This is a genomic window from Pseudomonas sp. K8, from assembly GCF_014889455.1.
GTDB lineage: Bacteria > Pseudomonadota > Gammaproteobacteria > Pseudomonadales > Pseudomonadaceae > Aquipseudomonas > Aquipseudomonas veronii.
Genome location: NZ_VJWO01000028.1, coordinates 22,296 through 38,764 on the forward strand (window position 1 = coordinate 22,296; position 16,469 = coordinate 38,764).

Consider the following 16,469-nt stretch of genomic DNA (forward strand, 5'->3'; position numbering starts at 1 on the left):
GCGTCTCGTCAAAGTGGGTTTACAGGTTATTCAAATGGGTTTCGGCCCACTCGCGTACCTCGGCGTAGGGGTAGTCCTCCAGCGCAGCAAAACCAGGGATGCCGCGTGCCTTCAATTTGGTGAACAGCGGCACGCTGATACCGCCCAGGAACCGCGTCAGCCGTTCGGCGCCGGGCAGTTGGCCGCAGTACTCATGATGCCTGTGGATAAAATCACCGCACAGCCCCATGAAGTTTTTATCCACAAGCGGCGCCAGGCTCGGCGGCGCCGGCAAATGCGCGACATGGCCGTGGCACACCGAACAATGCCCGCAGCGCAGCGGTGCATGTTCATCACCGAAATAGCGGGCCAGGCGCTGGCCCAGGCAGTGTTCGGTGGCGAACAGGTCGAGCATGGCGTGAATCCGCGCCACTTCCGTGACCTCGTGTTGCTTGAAGCCTGTGTATAACTCGGCGCTCAACACCTGCGAATCGAAATCGGTATTCAGCAGGCTGTAGACCTCCGTCATCTGCTTGCTTTCCAGCTCGATCAGGCCCTGCTCCTGGAAGTAATCCAGCGCTTTCACCACGCGATTGCGCTCGGCCTGGTGCTGTTGATAAAGCGTGTCGAAATCCACCGTCGCCCAGGTCTTGGCCCGTTTGCACACTTGGACGATCGCGGCGACAAACGCCTGCCGCTCCCCGGAAAACCGCGCCAACAAGGCGTCGGGCTCGATCAGGTACTTGAACCGGTATTCGGCGTAAAACGCGTAGCGCGGCGCAATCACGCCTTTGAGTTCCAACTGCACCAGCAGCGTCTTGAGGGGCAGCTCGCGGATGTTGCTGTGGTCCGACAGCGAGCGCAGCAGAAACTCCCACTGCCCGTCCCCTCGCGCGGCCTGCAACTCGTCCAGCACACGGCGAATGCCCTCCTGCTCGGGCGTGTCGCCGTACACGAAGTTTTCCAGCACATTGAGGCTGTCGCGGTTGGCGAGCACCAGGCAATCCGAGGGTTGCCCATCACGCCCGGCGCGGCCGATTTCCTGGCTGTAGTTTTCGATGGATTTGGGCAGGTCGAAATGCACCACGTTGCGGATATCGCTCTTGTCGATGCCCATGCCAAACGCGATGGTGGCGACGATGCAATTGGAGCGCCCACCCATGAAACGCTGCTGGATGCCCTCGCGTTTATCGTGGGGCAAGCCGGCGTGATACGCCTCGGCCTGGATGCCATGGCGATTCAGGTGCTCGGCGATCTGCTCGGCGGTTTTCTGCAAGGTGACGTAGACGATGCTCGGCTGGCCGGGCCGCTCGTTCATCCATTGCACCAGCCGCCGACGCTTGTCCGCGCCGCTCACCGGCTCTACCAATAGGTTGAGGTTCGGCCGGTAGAAGCCTGTGGTGATCACGTCGTCAGGTGCAATGGCGAACTTGGCCTGCATGTCGGCAATCACCTTGGGCGTCGCTGTAGCCGTCAGCAGCAGCGCTTGTGGGATCTTGAACTGACGCTGGTAGTCCGGCAGCTTCAAATAATCCGGACGGAAGTTGTGGCCCCATTCGGAAATACAGTGCGCCTCATCCACCACCAGCAATGAAATGGGCACGCTCTGCAGGAAGTTGCGAAAGCGCTCGTTCTTCAAGCGCTCCACGGAAATCATCAGGATTTTCAACTCGCCCGAGCGCGCGCGCGCCATCACCTCATTGGCCTCATCGCGGCTTTGCGCCGAATCGATACTGCCGGCCGAGATGCCATGGCGTTGCAGGAAACCCAACTGGTCCTGCATCAGCGCCAGCAACGGCGACACCACCAGCGTCAGGTGCGGTAGCAACACCGCCGACAGCTGGTAACACAGGGACTTGCCCGATCCGGTCGGAAAAATCGCTGCCGCCGAACGACCGGCCAGCACGGCGCTGACCGCGGCTTCCTGGCCCAAACGAAATTGTGGATAACCAAAGACCTGCTGGAGGGTGTCGTGCATAAGCTGTCACTCCATTGACCGCTGAAGGTGGCTCAAAAACATAGCCTGGGACGCTCAGCGAATCGAGATAGGTCGCAAGGAAAAAAGAGACAGGATGATACACAGGCTGGGGCAATGGCCTTGGGCCAAATGTGACAAGTTCGACTGTGTAAGTAGGAACATCACAAACCAAATGTGGGAAGGGGATTGCTCCCGATGGCAGTGTATCAGTCAGAAATTAACCGACTGAATTACCGCCATCGGGAGCAACCTCCTTCCCACACCTTAGAACGGCCCTACAGCTAAATCAGCGGTTCTGCACACGCTCGATCGCCGTGTCATACACCGGATTGGCCTTCTGTTCCTTGGCCAACTGGTAGTGGCGCAACGCATCCGCGAACTGCCCCGCCGCTTCGTAGATCCGCGCAATGTTGTAGTAGGCGCCGGCACGCACGGTCGCGGCAGTGGCACCGTTCGCCAGGGCGATGGCCTTGCGGTTGGCCCAGATCGACTCGGCGGTGTTGCCGGCCTTCTGATACGCCAGGCCCAGGTTGCCGTAGGCTTTGCCGAAGCTATTGTCCAGGTCGATGGCCTGACGGAACAGGTCGATGGCCTGGTCCAGGTTACCTGCCTGGTAGGCTGCTTCGCCCTTCAGGTTCAGCTTCTTCGCATCCGCTTGTACCGACGAGCTGACAGCCACTGCGGTGACGGCCACGCTGTCGTCCAGCAGCGGCTTGACCTCATTGAGTACGTCTTCGGCACCGACTCTCACACCGGTGAACGTGTTGATGTCCTGGAAGTCGCCACTACCGGTCATGCGGAACACGGTCCACAGGTTGCCCGCGCGGTTCTGCGGCACGTAGTAGGTGCGTACCAGGGATTGCCCCATGTACACAAACACCTTGGCCTCACTGTTGGACAACTCGTTCGAGTTTGGATAACCACTGTTGGAGTAGTCATGCACGGCATACACGTAGCTTTCGCCGTAGTGCTTCTTCTGCAGGGTAATGGTTTCCGGGCCATAGCTGTCGGTGTCGTCCACATCCAACTCAGCGTCGGTGCCCTTTTTGTTACGGAAGAAGATGTTATTGCCGGGGAAAATCATATGCGAGTCGAGGTCGCGCGGGGTCTTGCCCCAGGTCAGCACCACACGCAGGCCGTCGAGGTTTTCCATCACCGGGCTGATGGCGTAGGTCATGCCGGCACAGGGGCACTTCACTACCAGGTTGGAATAGCCGGGCTTCTTGATGATCAACAGGTTGCTGGCATCATCGGCCGCTTCGCTGGTGAGGGTCACCTGGCCCTGGGCGTTGGTGCGGCCCACTACGTTCTGTGCGCCGTTACGTTGCAGCAGGACTTCGGCGTCGGCGATTTTCTGGTCCTTGACCACCGCACTGAGCACCTCGATCGGCAACTGCTCGGCCTGGATCGAAAAAGCCACTGCACACAATGACATCGCCGAAGCGACACGAAGCAAACCCATGCTTAACTCCCTTTAAGTAGTAGGCGGAATCGCCCTGTAAGATTTCGCGGTGAAACATACGCTGAATTCAGAGCGCTGGCAGAATTTTTCTACAGAATGTGATGTGGTTTTATCGAGCACTTGGTACTACGCCAAGATCAGCCTTCGCCTCGGACGACGGGCAAGCGCAACGCCCACAATTGATTGGTTTTACCCGGCAAGTCCCGGCGAAATAAAAAATGCCGGAAGCATCTGTAAGAAACCGTCAAATACAGCGTAATCCTCTTCCTAAACCGCTTCAAACACCCGCTTGGCCCTCTATAGAAGTGACCTGCGGCTGACCGAAAATAGCGTCCTCTCAACTATTTCGGCAAAAGCCCGTGAATTTAGAAAGGACTCAATACATCGGTCATTACGGCGTCACGCTCTCCGTGATTCGCTCCACCGTAAAGCCTAACGGCAAGCAAGCGCTCAGCGATTTGATATCTCGCAAACCCTGCAACTTGCATAGCGCAGACATCATCATCGGCCTCGATGCTCAGGCGAGCGGTGGCATAGACCCTCAGCGCTCAAGCATCTCAATGCACGTGTATTCAAATGAACCATAATCAATGGCTTTACCTACAGACGGCGCTATTTCTTGCCTTCTATTTATCGCTTTACTACAAAATCACCGACTGCACGCTAAGAAAGCGTTTCGCCGTTACCTTCGTCGTAACTGGGTTAGTCCTTTTGTTCTGGCTACCCTACGTCGCCATCATCCTTAGCATTCAACTCCTTCCTCTAGCCCTGTTCTTGATAGGCTTGGCACTCTTCATCACCCGAAACAAATTTCGCCTCAAACGCGACCGTCCCCCTCACCCACTCCTGCGTGCTCCCACCATGAACCTGGCTCCCAACTTCCCCGAAGACCCCGTCATGCAGCAACTCCTGCAACTGCTGCACGAAGAAATCGGCCTGCCCAAACACAAGACCATTCGCCTGCAGACCTCACTCAACTTCGACCTGGGCTGCGACGGCAGTGAAGCCAAGCAACTCATGGAAGCGCTGGAGCAGGAATTCGCCCTCGATCTGGGCGACTACGACACTTATCGTTACTTCAACCCACCGGTGTTTGATGTGTTCCTCAAGCGGCGGGCCAAGGGGCGTGGCGAAAAGGTGCCGCTGACCATCGGCATGCTTTACCTGGCGATCAAAACCCACAGCTGGGACACGCAGACGCTGGAAAACCTGAGTTAACCGGCAAAACAGCGGCAGGCGCCAACTGACCGTTCGCGCACAAAAAAGCCGCTCACAAGGAGCGGCTTTTTCACAACGACCGAATCTTACAACTTCGGACCCGCTGCCTTGATCGCATCGCTCACGTCAACCTTCTTGAAGTTCTCGATGAACAGACCCGCCAGCGCCTTCGCCGCTTCGTCGTAGGCAGCCTTGTCAGCCCAGGTGTTACGTGGGTTCAACAGGCCGGTCTCAACGCCCGGTACAGCCAATGGCACGTCCAGGTTGATGGTGTCGAGGTGTTGCGTTTCAACGCCGATCAACGCGCCGCTCTGGATCGCTGCGATCACGCCGCGGGTGGTCGGGATGTTGAAGCGTTGGCCGACGCCGTAGCCGCCGCCGGTCCAGCCGGTGTTGACCAGGTAGACCTTGGAGCCGAAGCCGCGGATGCGCTTGATCAGCAGCTCGGCGTATTCGCCGGCCGGGCGTGGGAAGAATGGCGCACCGAAGCAAGTCGAGAAAGTCGACTTGATGCCGCTGCCCGAACCCATTTCAGTCGAGCCCACCAGTGCGGTGTAGCCGGACAGGAAGTGGTAGGCCGCTTGTTCTTCGCTGAGGATCGACACAGGCGGCAGTACGCCGGTCAGGTCGCAGGTCAGGAAGATCACTGCGTTTGGCTCGCCGCCGAGGTTCTTCTCGGAACGCTTGGCCACGTGCTCGAGCGGGTAGGCGGCACGGCTGTTCTGGGTCAGGCTGACATCGCTGTAGTCGGCATGCTTGGCCTCGTCGATGACGACGTTTTCCAGCACCGCGCCGTGCTTGATGGCTTTCCAGATAACCGGCTCGTTCTTCTCCGACAGGTCGATGCACTTGGCATAGCAACCGCCTTCGATGTTGAACACCACGCCCTTGCCCCAGCCGTGTTCGTCGTCACCGATCAGGTAACGGCTTTCGTCAGCGGACAGGGTGGTCTTGCCGGTGCCGGACAGGCCGAAGAACAGGGTCACATCGCCTGCTTCGCCAATGTTGGCGGCGCAGTGCATCGGCAGTACGTCGGCGGCCGGCAGCAGGAAGTTCTGCACCGAGAACATGGCTTTCTTCATTTCACCGGCGTAAAGCATGCCGGCGATCAGCACTTTTTTCTGGGCGAAGTTGAGAATCACGCAACCGTCGGAGTTGGTGCCGTCACGCTCAGGCACGCACTCGAAGTTGGCCACGTTGAGCACTTGCCACTCGTCACGGCCGGCCGGGTTGTACTGGGCCGGGTTGATGAACAGGCAACGACCGAACAGGTTATGCCAGGCAGTCTGGGTGGTCATCTTCACGGCCAGGTAGTGGTCTTCGGAGGCCCCTACATGCACGTGGGAAACAAAATGTTCTTGCGCGTTGTTGAACGCCTCGACGCGAGCCCACAGGGCATCGAACTTGTCGGCCGGGAACTTGCGGTTGATCGGGCCCCAGGCAATGGCGTCCTGGGTCGAAGGCTCTTCAACGATGAAACGGTCGACTGGCGAACGGCCGGTACGGTGACCGGTTTCTACGACCAGTGCGCCAGTATCGGCAAGCACGCCTTCACCGCGCTGCAGGGCTTCTTTGACCAGATCGTCAACACTCAGATCGGTGTATACGGCGTTATTGGCTTGCGTCATGAGGTTCCCCGTCGGCCTGTGGCCGAGTGCTCCAAACGTTTTGTAGTAGAAAGTTGCGCACTACTACCGCGAAAAAAGTGGGCCGGATTATGCCAGAAAAGCCCAAAAAAAGTAGGGCCCTCCCGTCAGAACAGCGCTAATCCGGCATTTGTCAGGTGATTTACCTGTGCTTAAACGTTTTAGTGGCGGGTATCTGAGGGGGTACCGATACCGGCGCCGGCGAACAATTGGGCGATATCGGCGGCGTCGAACAGGTAGCGCTGGTTGCAGAACTGGCAGTCGATTTCGATCTGACCACCGTGTTCCACCACCAGATTTTGCGCATCTTCCAGGCCGAGACTGACCAGCGCGTTCGCCGAACGCTCGCGAGAGCAACTGCAATGGAAGCGCAAGCCCTGCGCGTCGAACAGGCGCACAGTCTCTTCGTGGTACAGGCGATGCAGAATGGTTTCGTTGTCCAGGGCCAGCAATTCTTCAGCGGTCAGGGTGCCAGCCAGGGCGGTGAGGTTGCGCCAGCTTTCGGCGCGTTCGTCGTCGTCCTTGATGCGGTCGGCGGGCAGCTGTTGCAGCAACAGGCCACGGGCGCGCTTGCCGTCGGCGTTGAGCCAGAAGCGCGTGCCGATCTGCTGGGACATAACGAAATAGTTGGTGAAGCAGTCCGACAGGTTTTCGCCGTCGAGGTCGACGATGCCCTGGTAACGCTGGCCGTCGGTCGGGTCGACGGTGAGCGCCAGCACGCCGTTGGGCATCAGGTCGGCCAGGGTCGCGTCCGGGGCGATCAGGTCAGCCTCATACCGGGCCAGGCCACGGATCTCACGCTCGCTGGAGCACTCGATCATCAGCAACGGGACCGGACCTTCGGACCGCGCCTGCAGGATCAGCAACCCGTCGAATTTCATGGTGCCGACCAACAGCGCCGCCGCCGCCATCAATTCACCGAGCAGTTGCGCGACCGGCTCCGGATAGGGGTGCTTGGCGAGGACTTCGGCATAGCTGCGCTCCAACGAGACCAGTTCGCCGCGGGCGTCGTTCTCGTCGAAGATGAAGCGTTGGGTGAAGTCGGTATCCGGTAAATCAGTCATAGGTCTGGGTATCTGAATTGATGACAAAATTATTACAATATTTATAAGATTGAACGCTTTCGCACCATTTTAGTGCAACTTTCTCCGGGAAACAGAGAGCTTATATAGAGCAAAGAGGGACAGTTTATGAACAATCCGGGTTTGTTCCAAGCCAAGTGGAACCTCCGGCGATGGGCTTTTTGCAATCTACTCGCATTCGGGCTGCTGTGTTTTTGGCTGTGGCCCGCAGGCCAGATGCTATGCGTGTTTTTCGACGAGTGGCTGTTTCACCTGTTCAATGCCCCCCTGGCGAGCAATCCGACCTGGCTGCATGTGTGGGCCGCGGCCAGCCTGCGGCCGTTTGATGCGGTGGTCGGCGTGATTCTGCTGACGCTGTTGATTCGCGGCGATTGGGTGTTCAAGGCGGCGCAGGTGCGCCAGGCGTTTCTTGGCTTCTTCGGGATTCTGCTGCTGTTGCTGTTTATCCGCATGCTGTTTTCCAAACTCGCGGCGCAGATGGGTTGGCAACACAGCAGCCCTTCGATGGTGCTCAGCGGCGCGATTCAGATGAGCGACTATTTCCCGGGGCTGGAGAAAACCTGGGAGTTGAAGGACCGTTCGAGCCAGAGTTTCCCTGGGGATCATGCTTCGGTGCTGCTGATCTGGGGAATGTTCATGACGGTATTCGCCCAGCGGCTGGGCCAGGTGCTGGTGATCTGGGGCCTGGCGTTGTTGTTCATGATGCCGCGGCTGGTGGCGGGCGCACATTGGGCGCAGGACGATTATATCGGCGGAGTGTTGCTGGCACTGCTGGCATTGGGATGGGGCTATTACACACCGTTTGCGGCAAAGGTGTCGCAGGTGTTGCTACGGCTGACCGCGCCAGTGTTCGGGTTACTCGCCAAGCTGCCGGTGATCGGGCGATTGAGCGTCATGCGCGCATCCTGCTGACGCTCCCACATCTATCGATCTGCTTTGCGCTGACGATGTGCGCGGTCAATCGTCATTACCGCTGCCGCGAAACTTGAACAGGTCGCGGCGCTGCTTCTTGCTCGGCTTGCCATCGGTGGTCATGCCTGTGGCGCCGGCCTTACGCATCGCCGCTGCGTTTTCGCGCTTGGCGACGCTGGCTTCGGTCTCGGCATACAGCGCCTGCGCTTCGGGCGCGCCACGGCGCACGCTGGAAAGCGCCTGGACCACGACAGTTTTTTCGTCAAACCCTATGCGAATCTGCAACTCATCACCCACGCGCGGCTCTTTGCCCGGCTTGCAGCGTTCGCCGCGATGATGCACCTTGCCACTCTCGATAGCGGCCTTGGCCAAGGCACGGGTCTTATAGAAACGCGCCGCCCACAGCCACTTGTCCAAACGGATTTTTTCTTCCTCTGCCTGCTTCTGAGCCACTTGAATTCCTCGTTCTGAAAAATGTCGCAACTTTACTGTTGAAACCCTTCGACGCATAAACCCCAAGGCTCACCTAAGATACGCCAGGTAGCCCCCTGTTTTCGCGAGGATACCCTGTGACCGACTTCCCGACTTCACTCACCTCGCCCAACCAGCATTGCGTGGGCTGCCAGCAAAGCGAGCCCTTGGGTTTTGATTTTGCATTCGCCTACCAACCGATCGTAGACCTTCGCGACCATTCGGTTTTTGCCCACGAAGCCTTGGTGCGGGGTTCACAGGGCGAAGGGGCGTTGTCGGTGCTGGCCCAGGTCAACAATAGCAACCGCTACCGTTTCGACCAGCGTTGCCGTACCCAGGCAATCGCCGGCGCCGCCGCCCTGGGGATGCAAACCTGTCTTTCCATCAATTTCATGCCCAACGCGGTGTATCGACCCGAGCTGTGCATTCGCAGCACCCTGGAGGCCGCCCGCACGCACAATTTCCCGCTTGACCAGCTGATTTTCGAGACACTGGAAAGCGAACACATAGATAACCATCGCCATTTGACGAATATTCTGCGTGAATACCGCGAATTCGGCTTCAAAACTGCCATCGACGATTTCGGCGCGGGCTATTCGGGGCTGAACCTGCTGGCCGATTTCCAACCTGACTTGATCAAACTCGACATGGCGCTGATTCGCGATGTCGACCAGGATCGTGTCCGCCAGGTTATCGTCCAGGGGATTGTCACAATCTGTGAGCAGTTGGGCGTTACTGTCATCGCTGAAGGCATTGAAAGTGCCGGTGAGCGCGACTTCCTGTCCGACTGTGGAATATTTCTGATGCAGGGCTACTGGTTCGCCAAGCCCGCATTCAACGCGCTGGCCGAGGTTTCCCCTCAAGCCTGGGCGAATTGACCGGTTACCCATATTGAAGACATTTGACCATTTGACCGTTGTCGGTCTGCGTGAGTGGGTGGCACTTCCCGACTTGGGAGTGGCAGGCCTGCGCGCGAAGATCGACACCGGTGCCAGCACTTCGAGCCTGCACGCCCCCGATATCGAACCCTTTGAGCGCGACGGTGAGAAATGGGTGCGCTTTACCGCACACCTGGGCAGCGTTGTGCAGTTGCGTCACCGCCGCTGCGAAGCGCCGCTGGTGGCGATGAAAACCATCAAGAGCTCCAATGGTCATGCGCAGGTGCGCTATGTGATCAGCACCACCCTGGCGCTGGGCGACCGGGTATGGCGGGGGGGATTCACCCTCGCCCCCCGCAAGGCCATGCGCTACCGCCTGCTCCTCGGTTCCAAGGCGCTGATTGACGGCCAGTTGGTGGTCAATCCCGGCGTCAAGTACGTTCAAGACAAGCCGGTGTTCCCGGTCTCCACTATTTCTGCCCCAGGTGCTGCATGAAGATTGCTGTGCTGTCGCGAAACCCGCGTCTGTATTCCACCCGCCGCCTGGTCGAGGCCGGCACCGAACGTGGCCACGAAATGGTGGTGATCGACACGTTGCGTGCCTATATGAACATTGCCAGCCATAAGCCGCAGATCCATTACCGCGGCAAACCACTGGAAGGCTTTGATGCGGTGATCCCGCGTATCGGCGCCTCGGTGACCTTTTATGGCTGCGCGGTGTTGCGCCAGTTTGAAATGATGGGCGTCTCCCCGCTGAATGAATCCGTCGCGATCGCGCGCTCACGGGACAAGCTGCGCTCGCTGCAATTGCTGTCGCGCCGGGGTATCGGCCTGCCGGTCACCGGCTTTGCCCACTCCCCCGACGACATTCCCGACCTGATCGAAATGGTCAACGGCGCACCGCTGGTGATCAAGGTGCTGGAAGGCACCCAGGGCATCGGCGTGGTGCTGTGCGAAACCGCCACGGCGGCGGAGTCGGTGATCGAGGCATTCATGGGCCTCAAGCAGAACATCATGGTGCAGGAATACATCAAGGAAGCCGGCGGTGCGGATATCCGCTGCTTCGTGGTCGGCGACAAGGTGATTGCCGCGATGAAACGCCAGGCCAAGCCTGGAGAATTCCGCTCCAACCTGCACCGTGGCGGCAGCGCCAGCCTGATCAAGATCACCCCCGAAGAGCGCATGACCGCGCTACGGGCGGCCAAGGTCATGGGGTTGAGCGTGGCGGGTGTGGACATCCTGCGTTCCAACCATGGCCCGCTGGTGATGGAAGTCAATTCATCACCTGGCCTGGAAGGCATCGAGACCACCACCGGCAAGGATGTGGCGGGGATCATCATTCAACATCTGGAGAAGAGTGGCGGGCCGAACATGACCCGGACCAAGGGCAAGGGCTAGAGGAGCAGTCTTCAGCTTGAAGCTTCAGGCGGCAAGAGAAGGGCAGAAGCCGTTTGCTTTTCTCTTGCAGCTCTAAACGTGCAGCTTGCCGCTGCAGCTACACCGCGTCTCGGGGCAACATCAAACCCAACGGCAAGCGCACCCGCGCTTCCAGCCCGCCGCCCTCGCGGTTGCGCAGCTCAACATTGCCGCCATGCATCGAGGCAATCCGCCGCACAATCGCCAGCCCCAAACCGGTGCCCTTGCCACCCCGAGCACGGTCGCCACGGGTGAAGGGGTTGAAGATGCCTTCCAGCTCGGCCGGGTCGATACCGGCCCCGCGATCCATCACGCTCAGCACCACATAGGGCGCAGCACTGTCACCGGAGACATACGCCGCCACTTCCACATCCGAACCGGCGTGGTGCAAGGCGTTGCCGATCAGGTTGTTCAGCAGGCGCTTCATCGAGACCCGACGCAACGCAAACGGCTGGATCGGCTCCAGGCGCATCCGCACCTGCTCGCCATTCTGGTTGTAGGGCGCTACCACCTCGCGCACCAGGTCCGTCAGGTCGACGACTTCCACCACCTCGTCGCGACCATCGCGGATAAAGGCCAGGAACTGGTCGAGAATCGCGTCCATGTCCTCGATATCACGCACCATGTCGTCCGTGAGATCGGTATGGTTGCCCATCAGCTCCAGGGACAGCCGCAAACGCGTCAATGGCGTGCGCAAGTCATGGGACACGCCCGCAAGCATCAGCTCGCGCTCGCGCCCGGCCTGTTCGACGTCCTCGGCCATCTGGTTGAACGCGCTGTAGACCTCGGTCATCTCGCTGGGCGTGTCGCTGACCGGCAGGTGCACACTGCGCCCCTGTCCCAGCTGGCGGGCGGCGAACACCAGGCGCTTAAGCGGTTGATTGAGCTGGCGCACGAAAATCCACGCAGACGCCGTCGAAAGCAGGCCGATAGCCAGGAACCAGCCCAGTACATTCCAGATCTTCTGCCCTCGCAAAGGGTGCGGATACAGCGGCACCTTCAGCCAATCTTCCCCCAGGCTCGGCGCGCGCACCCACAGCGCGGGTGACACATGCATACGCAGCCGAACTTCGGTGTCGTCGCCCAGTTCGGCCTGCATCTGGCGCTGGTAAATCTCACTGTAGGGCCAATGCTGCTCGCCTTCCGGCACACCTGCACCCGCCACGCGCACCAGTGTCGCCGCCTTGGCGATTTTCTCGCGGTTCTCGGGGTCTGCCGCCCAATAGGCGCGCAAGGTCAGGGCGACACCGTGGCTGTATTGTCGATCTACCAGCACGTCTTCGTTCATCAACAGATAAACCAGCGTGAGCGCCTTGGAAAACAGAACGACGATAAGCACCAGCCAAAGGGTGCGGGAGAAGAAACTTTGCGGGAACCACAGCGGGGTTTTCATAGGAGACAGCTAGACACCTTGCAGGAACGAGCGGCGCTCGCAGAATTGCAGACGCCGGACATCCCGTCGCCCCTCATGGAGCCAAACGCCAGGATGCCCGCCCCTGCAAATCATCGGTCACTTGGTTGCAGTGCCATCCGGCACAAACACATACCCCACGCCCCACACCGTCTGGATATAACGCGGCTTGGACGGGTCCGGCTCGATCATTCGGCGCAGACGGGAAATCTGCACGTCGATGGAGCGCTCCAGAGCGTCCCATTCCCGACCACGGGCCAGGTTCATCAGTTTGTCGCGGGTCAGCGGCTGGCGCGCGTTCATCACCAGCGCCTTGAGCACGGCGAACTCGCCGGTGGTGAGCATGTGGACTTCATCGCCACGCTTGAGCTCACGGGTGGCCAATGACAGTTCGTAATCGCCGAAGGTGACGCTTTCGTCTTCACTGCCCGGGGCGCCCGGCACCGGCGCCGCCTGGCGACGCAATACGGCCTTGACCCGCGCCATCAGCTCGTCCGGGTTGAACGGCTTGGCCAGGTAGTCATCAGCGCCCAGTTCGAGGCCCTTGATGCGGCTCAGCTCATCGCCCTTGGCGGTGAGCATGATGATCGGAATCTGGTTGTTCGCGCCGCGCAGGCGTTTGCAGGCGGTGAGGCCGTCTTCGCCGGGTAGCATCAGGTCGAGCACGACCAGGTTGAACACTTCCCGCCCCAACAGGCGGTCCATCTGCTCGGTGTTCGGCACCGCGCGGGCACGATAACCCTTGGAGTTGAAAAAACGCTCCAGCAGGCTGCTCAGCCCCGGATCGTCATCAACGATGAGAATTTTTTCGCCTTCAGCAGTTTGTGCAGTGCTGCTCATTGGATGCTCCTCTTATCTCGGCGCGCATTATGGCCTAGCTGCCGTTATACGCACCGTGTGCATTGTTAGCAGATTTTTCCTCTACTGCCAGCGAACCCACGCCCTACAACCTGTGGCGCAGTCCCCCCCAAGGACAGAACGCTGGTTATAATGCGGCGCCTTCGTGCAGGGCAACGTCAGATCGTTACCGTTTACTGCCGGGCTTTTTTTCACCCGCTTGTCGTGATTTTTACGATTTCGAGGGTCAATAGGCAGCCTCTTGACCCAGGCAGCGGCGCCAGTCGGGCCGCTCAACCAGCCTCGTCGGGCCCTGTTTTCCGGGCTTGCGAGCTGCTTTTAAGAATTTCAGGTGGTTTTATGGACAGCATCAACAGCCGCATCGCCGAGGAACTCGGCGTACGCCCCCAACAGGTCGAAGCGGCCGTCGCTCTACTGGATGAGGGCTCCACGGTGCCCTTCATCGCCCGTTACCGAAAAGAAGTGACCGGCAGCCTCGACGACATTCAACTGCGGCACCTGGAAGAGCGCCTGCGCTACCTGCGAGAACTCGACGAACGGCGCATCAGCATCCTCGCCAGCATCGCGGAACAGGGCAAGCTGACCCCACAATTGGAACGCGACATCAAACTCGCCGATACCAAGACCCGTCTCGAAGACCTCTACCTGCCGTACAAACAGAAGCGCCGCACCAAGGGCCAGATCGCCCTGGAAGCCGGCCTCGGCGAGCTGGCCGACGGCCTGTTCAACGACCCATCGCTGAACCCGGATACCGAAGCCGCGCGCTTCATCAACGCTGAAAAAGGCGTCGCCGACGTCAAGGCCGCCCTCGAAGGCGCCAAATACATCCTGATGGAACGCTTCGCCGAAGACGCCAGCCTGCTGGAAAAGCTGCGCACCTACCTGAAGCAGGAAGCCATCCTCAGCGCCCGCGTGATCGCCGGCAAAGAGGAAGAAGGCGCCAAGTTCCGCGACTACTTCGAACACGACGAACCGCTCAAGAGCATGCCGTCCCACCGCGCCCTGGCGATTTTCCGCGGCCGCAACGAAGGTATTCTCAGCTCCGCGCTGAAAGTCGGCGACGAACTGCCGGGCACCATGCACCCGTGCGAAGGCATGATCGGTCAACAATTCGGCATCCAGAATCAGAACCGTCCTGCGGACAAGTGGCTCGGTGAAGTTGTGCGCTGGACCTGGAAGGTCAAGCTCTACACCCACCTGGAAACCGACCTGCTCGGCGAGTTGCGCGACGGCGCCGAAACCGAAGCAATCAACGTCTTCGCCCACAACCTGCACGACCTGTTGCTGGCCGCACCGGCCGGCCCGCGTGCCACCCTGGGCCTCGACCCGGGCCTGCGCACCGGCTGCAAGGTCGCCGTGGTCGACTCGACCGGCAAGCTGCTGGACCACGCCACCGTGTATCCGCACGTGCCCCACAACAAGTGGGACCAGACCCTCGCGATCCTCGCCGCCCTGTGCGCCAAGCACGCGGTGGACCTGATCGCCATCGGCAACGGCACCGCCAGCCGTGAAACCGACAAACTGGCCGCCGAACTGATCAAAAAATACCCGGCCATGAAGATGACCAAGGTCATGGTCTCCGAGGCGGGCGCTTCGGTGTACTCGGCGTCGGAACTGGCTTCCAAGGAATTCCCGGACCTCGACGTGTCGATCCGTGGCGCGGTGTCCATCGCTCGTCGTCTGCAAGACCCGTTGGCCGAACTGGTGAAAATCGACCCGAAATCCATCGGCGTCGGCCAATACCAGCACGATGTGTCGCAGCTGAAACTGGCACGCGGCCTGGATGCGGTGGTGGAAGACTGCGTGAACGCCGTGGGCGTGGATGTGAACACCGCCTCCGTCGCGCTGCTGGCGCGGATCTCCGGCCTCAACGCGACCCTGGCGCAGAACATCGTGACCCACCGCGACGAAAACGGTGCGTTCAAGACCCGCGCCGCGCTGAAAAAAGTCGCACGCCTGGGTGAAAAAACCTTCGAACAGGCCGCCGGCTTCCTGCGTGTGATGAACGGCGACAACCCGCTGGACGCCTCGGCGGTCCACCCGGAAGCCTACCCGCTGGTGCAACGCATCGCCGCCGAGACCGACCGCGACATCCGCTCGCTGATCGGCGACGCCGCGTTCCTCAAGCGCCTGGACCCGAAGAAGTACACCGACGAGACCTTCGGTGTGCCGACCATCACCGACATCCTGCAAGAGCTGGAAAAACCCGGGCGCGACCCGCGTCCCGAGTTCAAGACCGCCGAGTTCCAGGACGGCGTCGAAGACCTCAAGGACCTGCAACTGGGCATGATCCTCGAAGGCGTGGTGACCAACGTGACCAACTTCGGCGCCTTTGTGGACATCGGCGTGCATCAGGACGGTTTGGTGCATATCTCCGCACTTTCGGAGAAGTTCATCAAAGACCCGCGCGAAGCGGTGAAGGCCGGTGATGTGGTCAAGGTCAAGGTCATGGAAGTCGACATCCCGCGCAAGCGCGTCGGCCTGTCGATGCGTATGAGCGACACCCCCGGCGAGAAAATCGACGGTGCCCGTGGCGCCCGCCCAGGCTCGGCGCCGCGCCAGTCGCAAAACAACGCGCCGCGCAAGGAAACCGCGACCGCAGCGCCGAGCAACAACGCCATGGCCTCGCTGTTCGCCAACGCCAAACAGTTGAAGAAACGCTGATGGAGATTCCGGCCGGCTTGACCCAAAGCGCGTTCAGCGAACTGATCGGCTGCCGCCTGCAACGCCTGGAGCAGGGCGTTGCCGAGGTGGCCCTGAGCCTGGAGCCGCAACTGCGCAACCGCGCAGGCAAGCTGCATGGCGGGGCGATTTTCAGCCTGGTCGACATCACCATGGGGCTGGCCTGTTCCAGCGCCCACGGGTTCGACCAGCAGAGCGCGACCATCGAATGCAAAATCAACTACATCCGCGCGGTGGAAAACGGCGAGGTGCTGTGTACCGCGCGGGTGATTCACCCCGGGCGGCGCACGTTGGTGGTCGAAGCCGACGTGTACCAGGGTGAAAGACTTGTCGCAAAAGCGCAGGGCACCTTCGCTGTCCTATAGCTCCCCGCCCTCGATTTGAGTTAATTTCGGCGCTGCGATAACAGCGTCGGAATTTTCTTGCTGCGCTACAGCCCAATTCATGGAGTGATGTAGGCTTTTTCAAAGCGGGTC

At 60.0% G+C, this 16,469-nt stretch carries 14 protein-coding genes; 7 read left to right on the plus strand and 7 right to left on the minus strand.

Annotated elements, in window-relative coordinates:
* Positions 1–19 precede the first annotated feature (19 nt).
* Together INT12_RS18680 and INT12_RS18685 are read right to left on the minus strand one after the other, a co-directional pair.
* On the minus strand, positions 20–1,957 hold the full coding sequence (locus INT12_RS18680; protein ID WP_193040466.1) for an ATP-dependent DNA helicase RecQ: 1,938 nt from the start codon (positions 1,955–1,957) through the stop codon (positions 20–22).
* A 286-nt stretch (positions 1,958–2,243) separates the two neighbouring features.
* A complete protein-coding gene (locus INT12_RS18685; RefSeq protein ID WP_017848566.1) occupies positions 2,244–3,419 on the minus strand; it encodes a tetratricopeptide repeat protein in 1,176 nt (391 codons plus the stop codon).
* 861 nt (positions 3,420–4,280) lie between these two features.
* Between INT12_RS18685 and INT12_RS18690 the strand changes: the two genes are divergently transcribed.
* Positions 4,281–4,637 carry a DUF1493 family protein gene (locus INT12_RS18690; RefSeq protein WP_017848567.1) on the plus strand — a complete coding sequence of 119 codons (357 nt, stop codon included), beginning with the start codon at positions 4,281–4,283 and terminating at the stop codon, positions 4,635–4,637.
* A gap of 86 nt (positions 4,638–4,723) precedes the next feature.
* On the opposite strand, the gene INT12_RS18695 is transcribed toward INT12_RS18690, so the two are convergent.
* Both INT12_RS18695 and hslO read right to left on the minus strand, forming a co-directional pair.
* Positions 4,724–6,265 (minus strand): phosphoenolpyruvate carboxykinase, encoded by a 1,542-nt coding sequence (locus tag INT12_RS18695; protein WP_193058967.1) that lies wholly within the window; start codon positions 6,263–6,265, stop codon positions 4,724–4,726.
* 179 nt (positions 6,266–6,444) lie between these two features.
* Positions 6,445–7,347 (minus strand): Hsp33 family molecular chaperone HslO, encoded by a 903-nt coding sequence (gene hslO, locus INT12_RS18700; RefSeq protein ID WP_017848569.1) that lies wholly within the window; start codon positions 7,345–7,347, stop codon positions 6,445–6,447.
* Between the two features lie 126 nt (positions 7,348–7,473).
* Here hslO and INT12_RS18705 point away from each other — a divergent pair, with 126 nt between their 5' ends.
* A complete protein-coding gene (locus tag INT12_RS18705) occupies positions 7,474–8,277 on the plus strand; it encodes a phosphatase PAP2 family protein (RefSeq protein WP_017848570.1) in 804 nt (267 codons plus the stop codon).
* Between the two features lie 45 nt (positions 8,278–8,322).
* Here INT12_RS18705 and INT12_RS18710 read toward each other — a convergent pair whose 3' ends face one another.
* Positions 8,323–8,730, minus strand: a complete 408-nt coding sequence (locus tag INT12_RS18710) for an RNA-binding S4 domain-containing protein (RefSeq protein WP_017848571.1) — start codon at positions 8,728–8,730, stop codon at positions 8,323–8,325.
* Positions 8,731–8,846: 116 nt separating this feature from the next.
* On the opposite strand from INT12_RS18710, the gene INT12_RS18715 reads away from it, so the two are divergent.
* Genes INT12_RS18715 through rimK form a run of 3 tightly spaced genes read left to right on the plus strand, consistent with a single transcriptional unit; the run spans position 8,847 to position 11,024 of the window.
* Positions 8,847–9,626: an EAL domain-containing protein gene (locus INT12_RS18715; RefSeq protein WP_193040962.1), complete on the plus strand. Its 780-nt coding sequence runs from the start codon at positions 8,847–8,849 to the stop codon at positions 9,624–9,626.
* Between the two features lie 31 nt (positions 9,627–9,657).
* Positions 9,658–10,122: an ATP-dependent zinc protease gene (locus INT12_RS18720; RefSeq protein WP_413469018.1), complete on the plus strand. Its 465-nt coding sequence runs from the start codon at positions 9,658–9,660 to the stop codon at positions 10,120–10,122.
* Positions 10,119–11,024: a 30S ribosomal protein S6--L-glutamate ligase gene (gene rimK / locus INT12_RS18725; protein WP_003213178.1), complete on the plus strand. Its 906-nt coding sequence runs from the start codon at positions 10,119–10,121 to the stop codon at positions 11,022–11,024. Before INT12_RS18720 ends, rimK begins: the two co-directional genes overlap by 4 nt.
* Positions 11,025–11,121: 97 nt before the next feature.
* Here rimK and INT12_RS18730 read toward each other — a convergent pair whose 3' ends face one another.
* Entirely contained in the window at positions 11,122–12,435 is a 1,314-nt protein-coding gene (locus INT12_RS18730) for an ATP-binding protein (RefSeq protein ID WP_193040961.1), read from the minus strand.
* Positions 12,436–12,552: 117 nt separating this feature from the next.
* Positions 12,553–13,293 (minus strand): two-component system response regulator OmpR, encoded by a 741-nt coding sequence (gene ompR / locus INT12_RS18735; protein WP_003213175.1) that lies wholly within the window; start codon positions 13,291–13,293, stop codon positions 12,553–12,555.
* Positions 13,294–13,650: 357 nt separating this feature from the next.
* Between ompR and INT12_RS18740 the strand changes: the two genes are divergently transcribed.
* Positions 13,651–15,975, plus strand: coding sequence for a Tex family protein (locus INT12_RS18740; protein WP_046488755.1), 2,325 nt, complete (start codon positions 13,651–13,653; stop codon positions 15,973–15,975).
* The gene (locus INT12_RS18745; RefSeq protein ID WP_017848576.1) at positions 15,975–16,358 is read left to right on the plus strand and encodes a PaaI family thioesterase; all 384 of its coding nucleotides are present in this window, start codon (positions 15,975–15,977) and stop codon (positions 16,356–16,358) included. The genes INT12_RS18740 and INT12_RS18745 overlap by 1 nt, the downstream gene beginning before the upstream one ends.
* Positions 16,359–16,469: the final 111 nt, after the last annotated feature.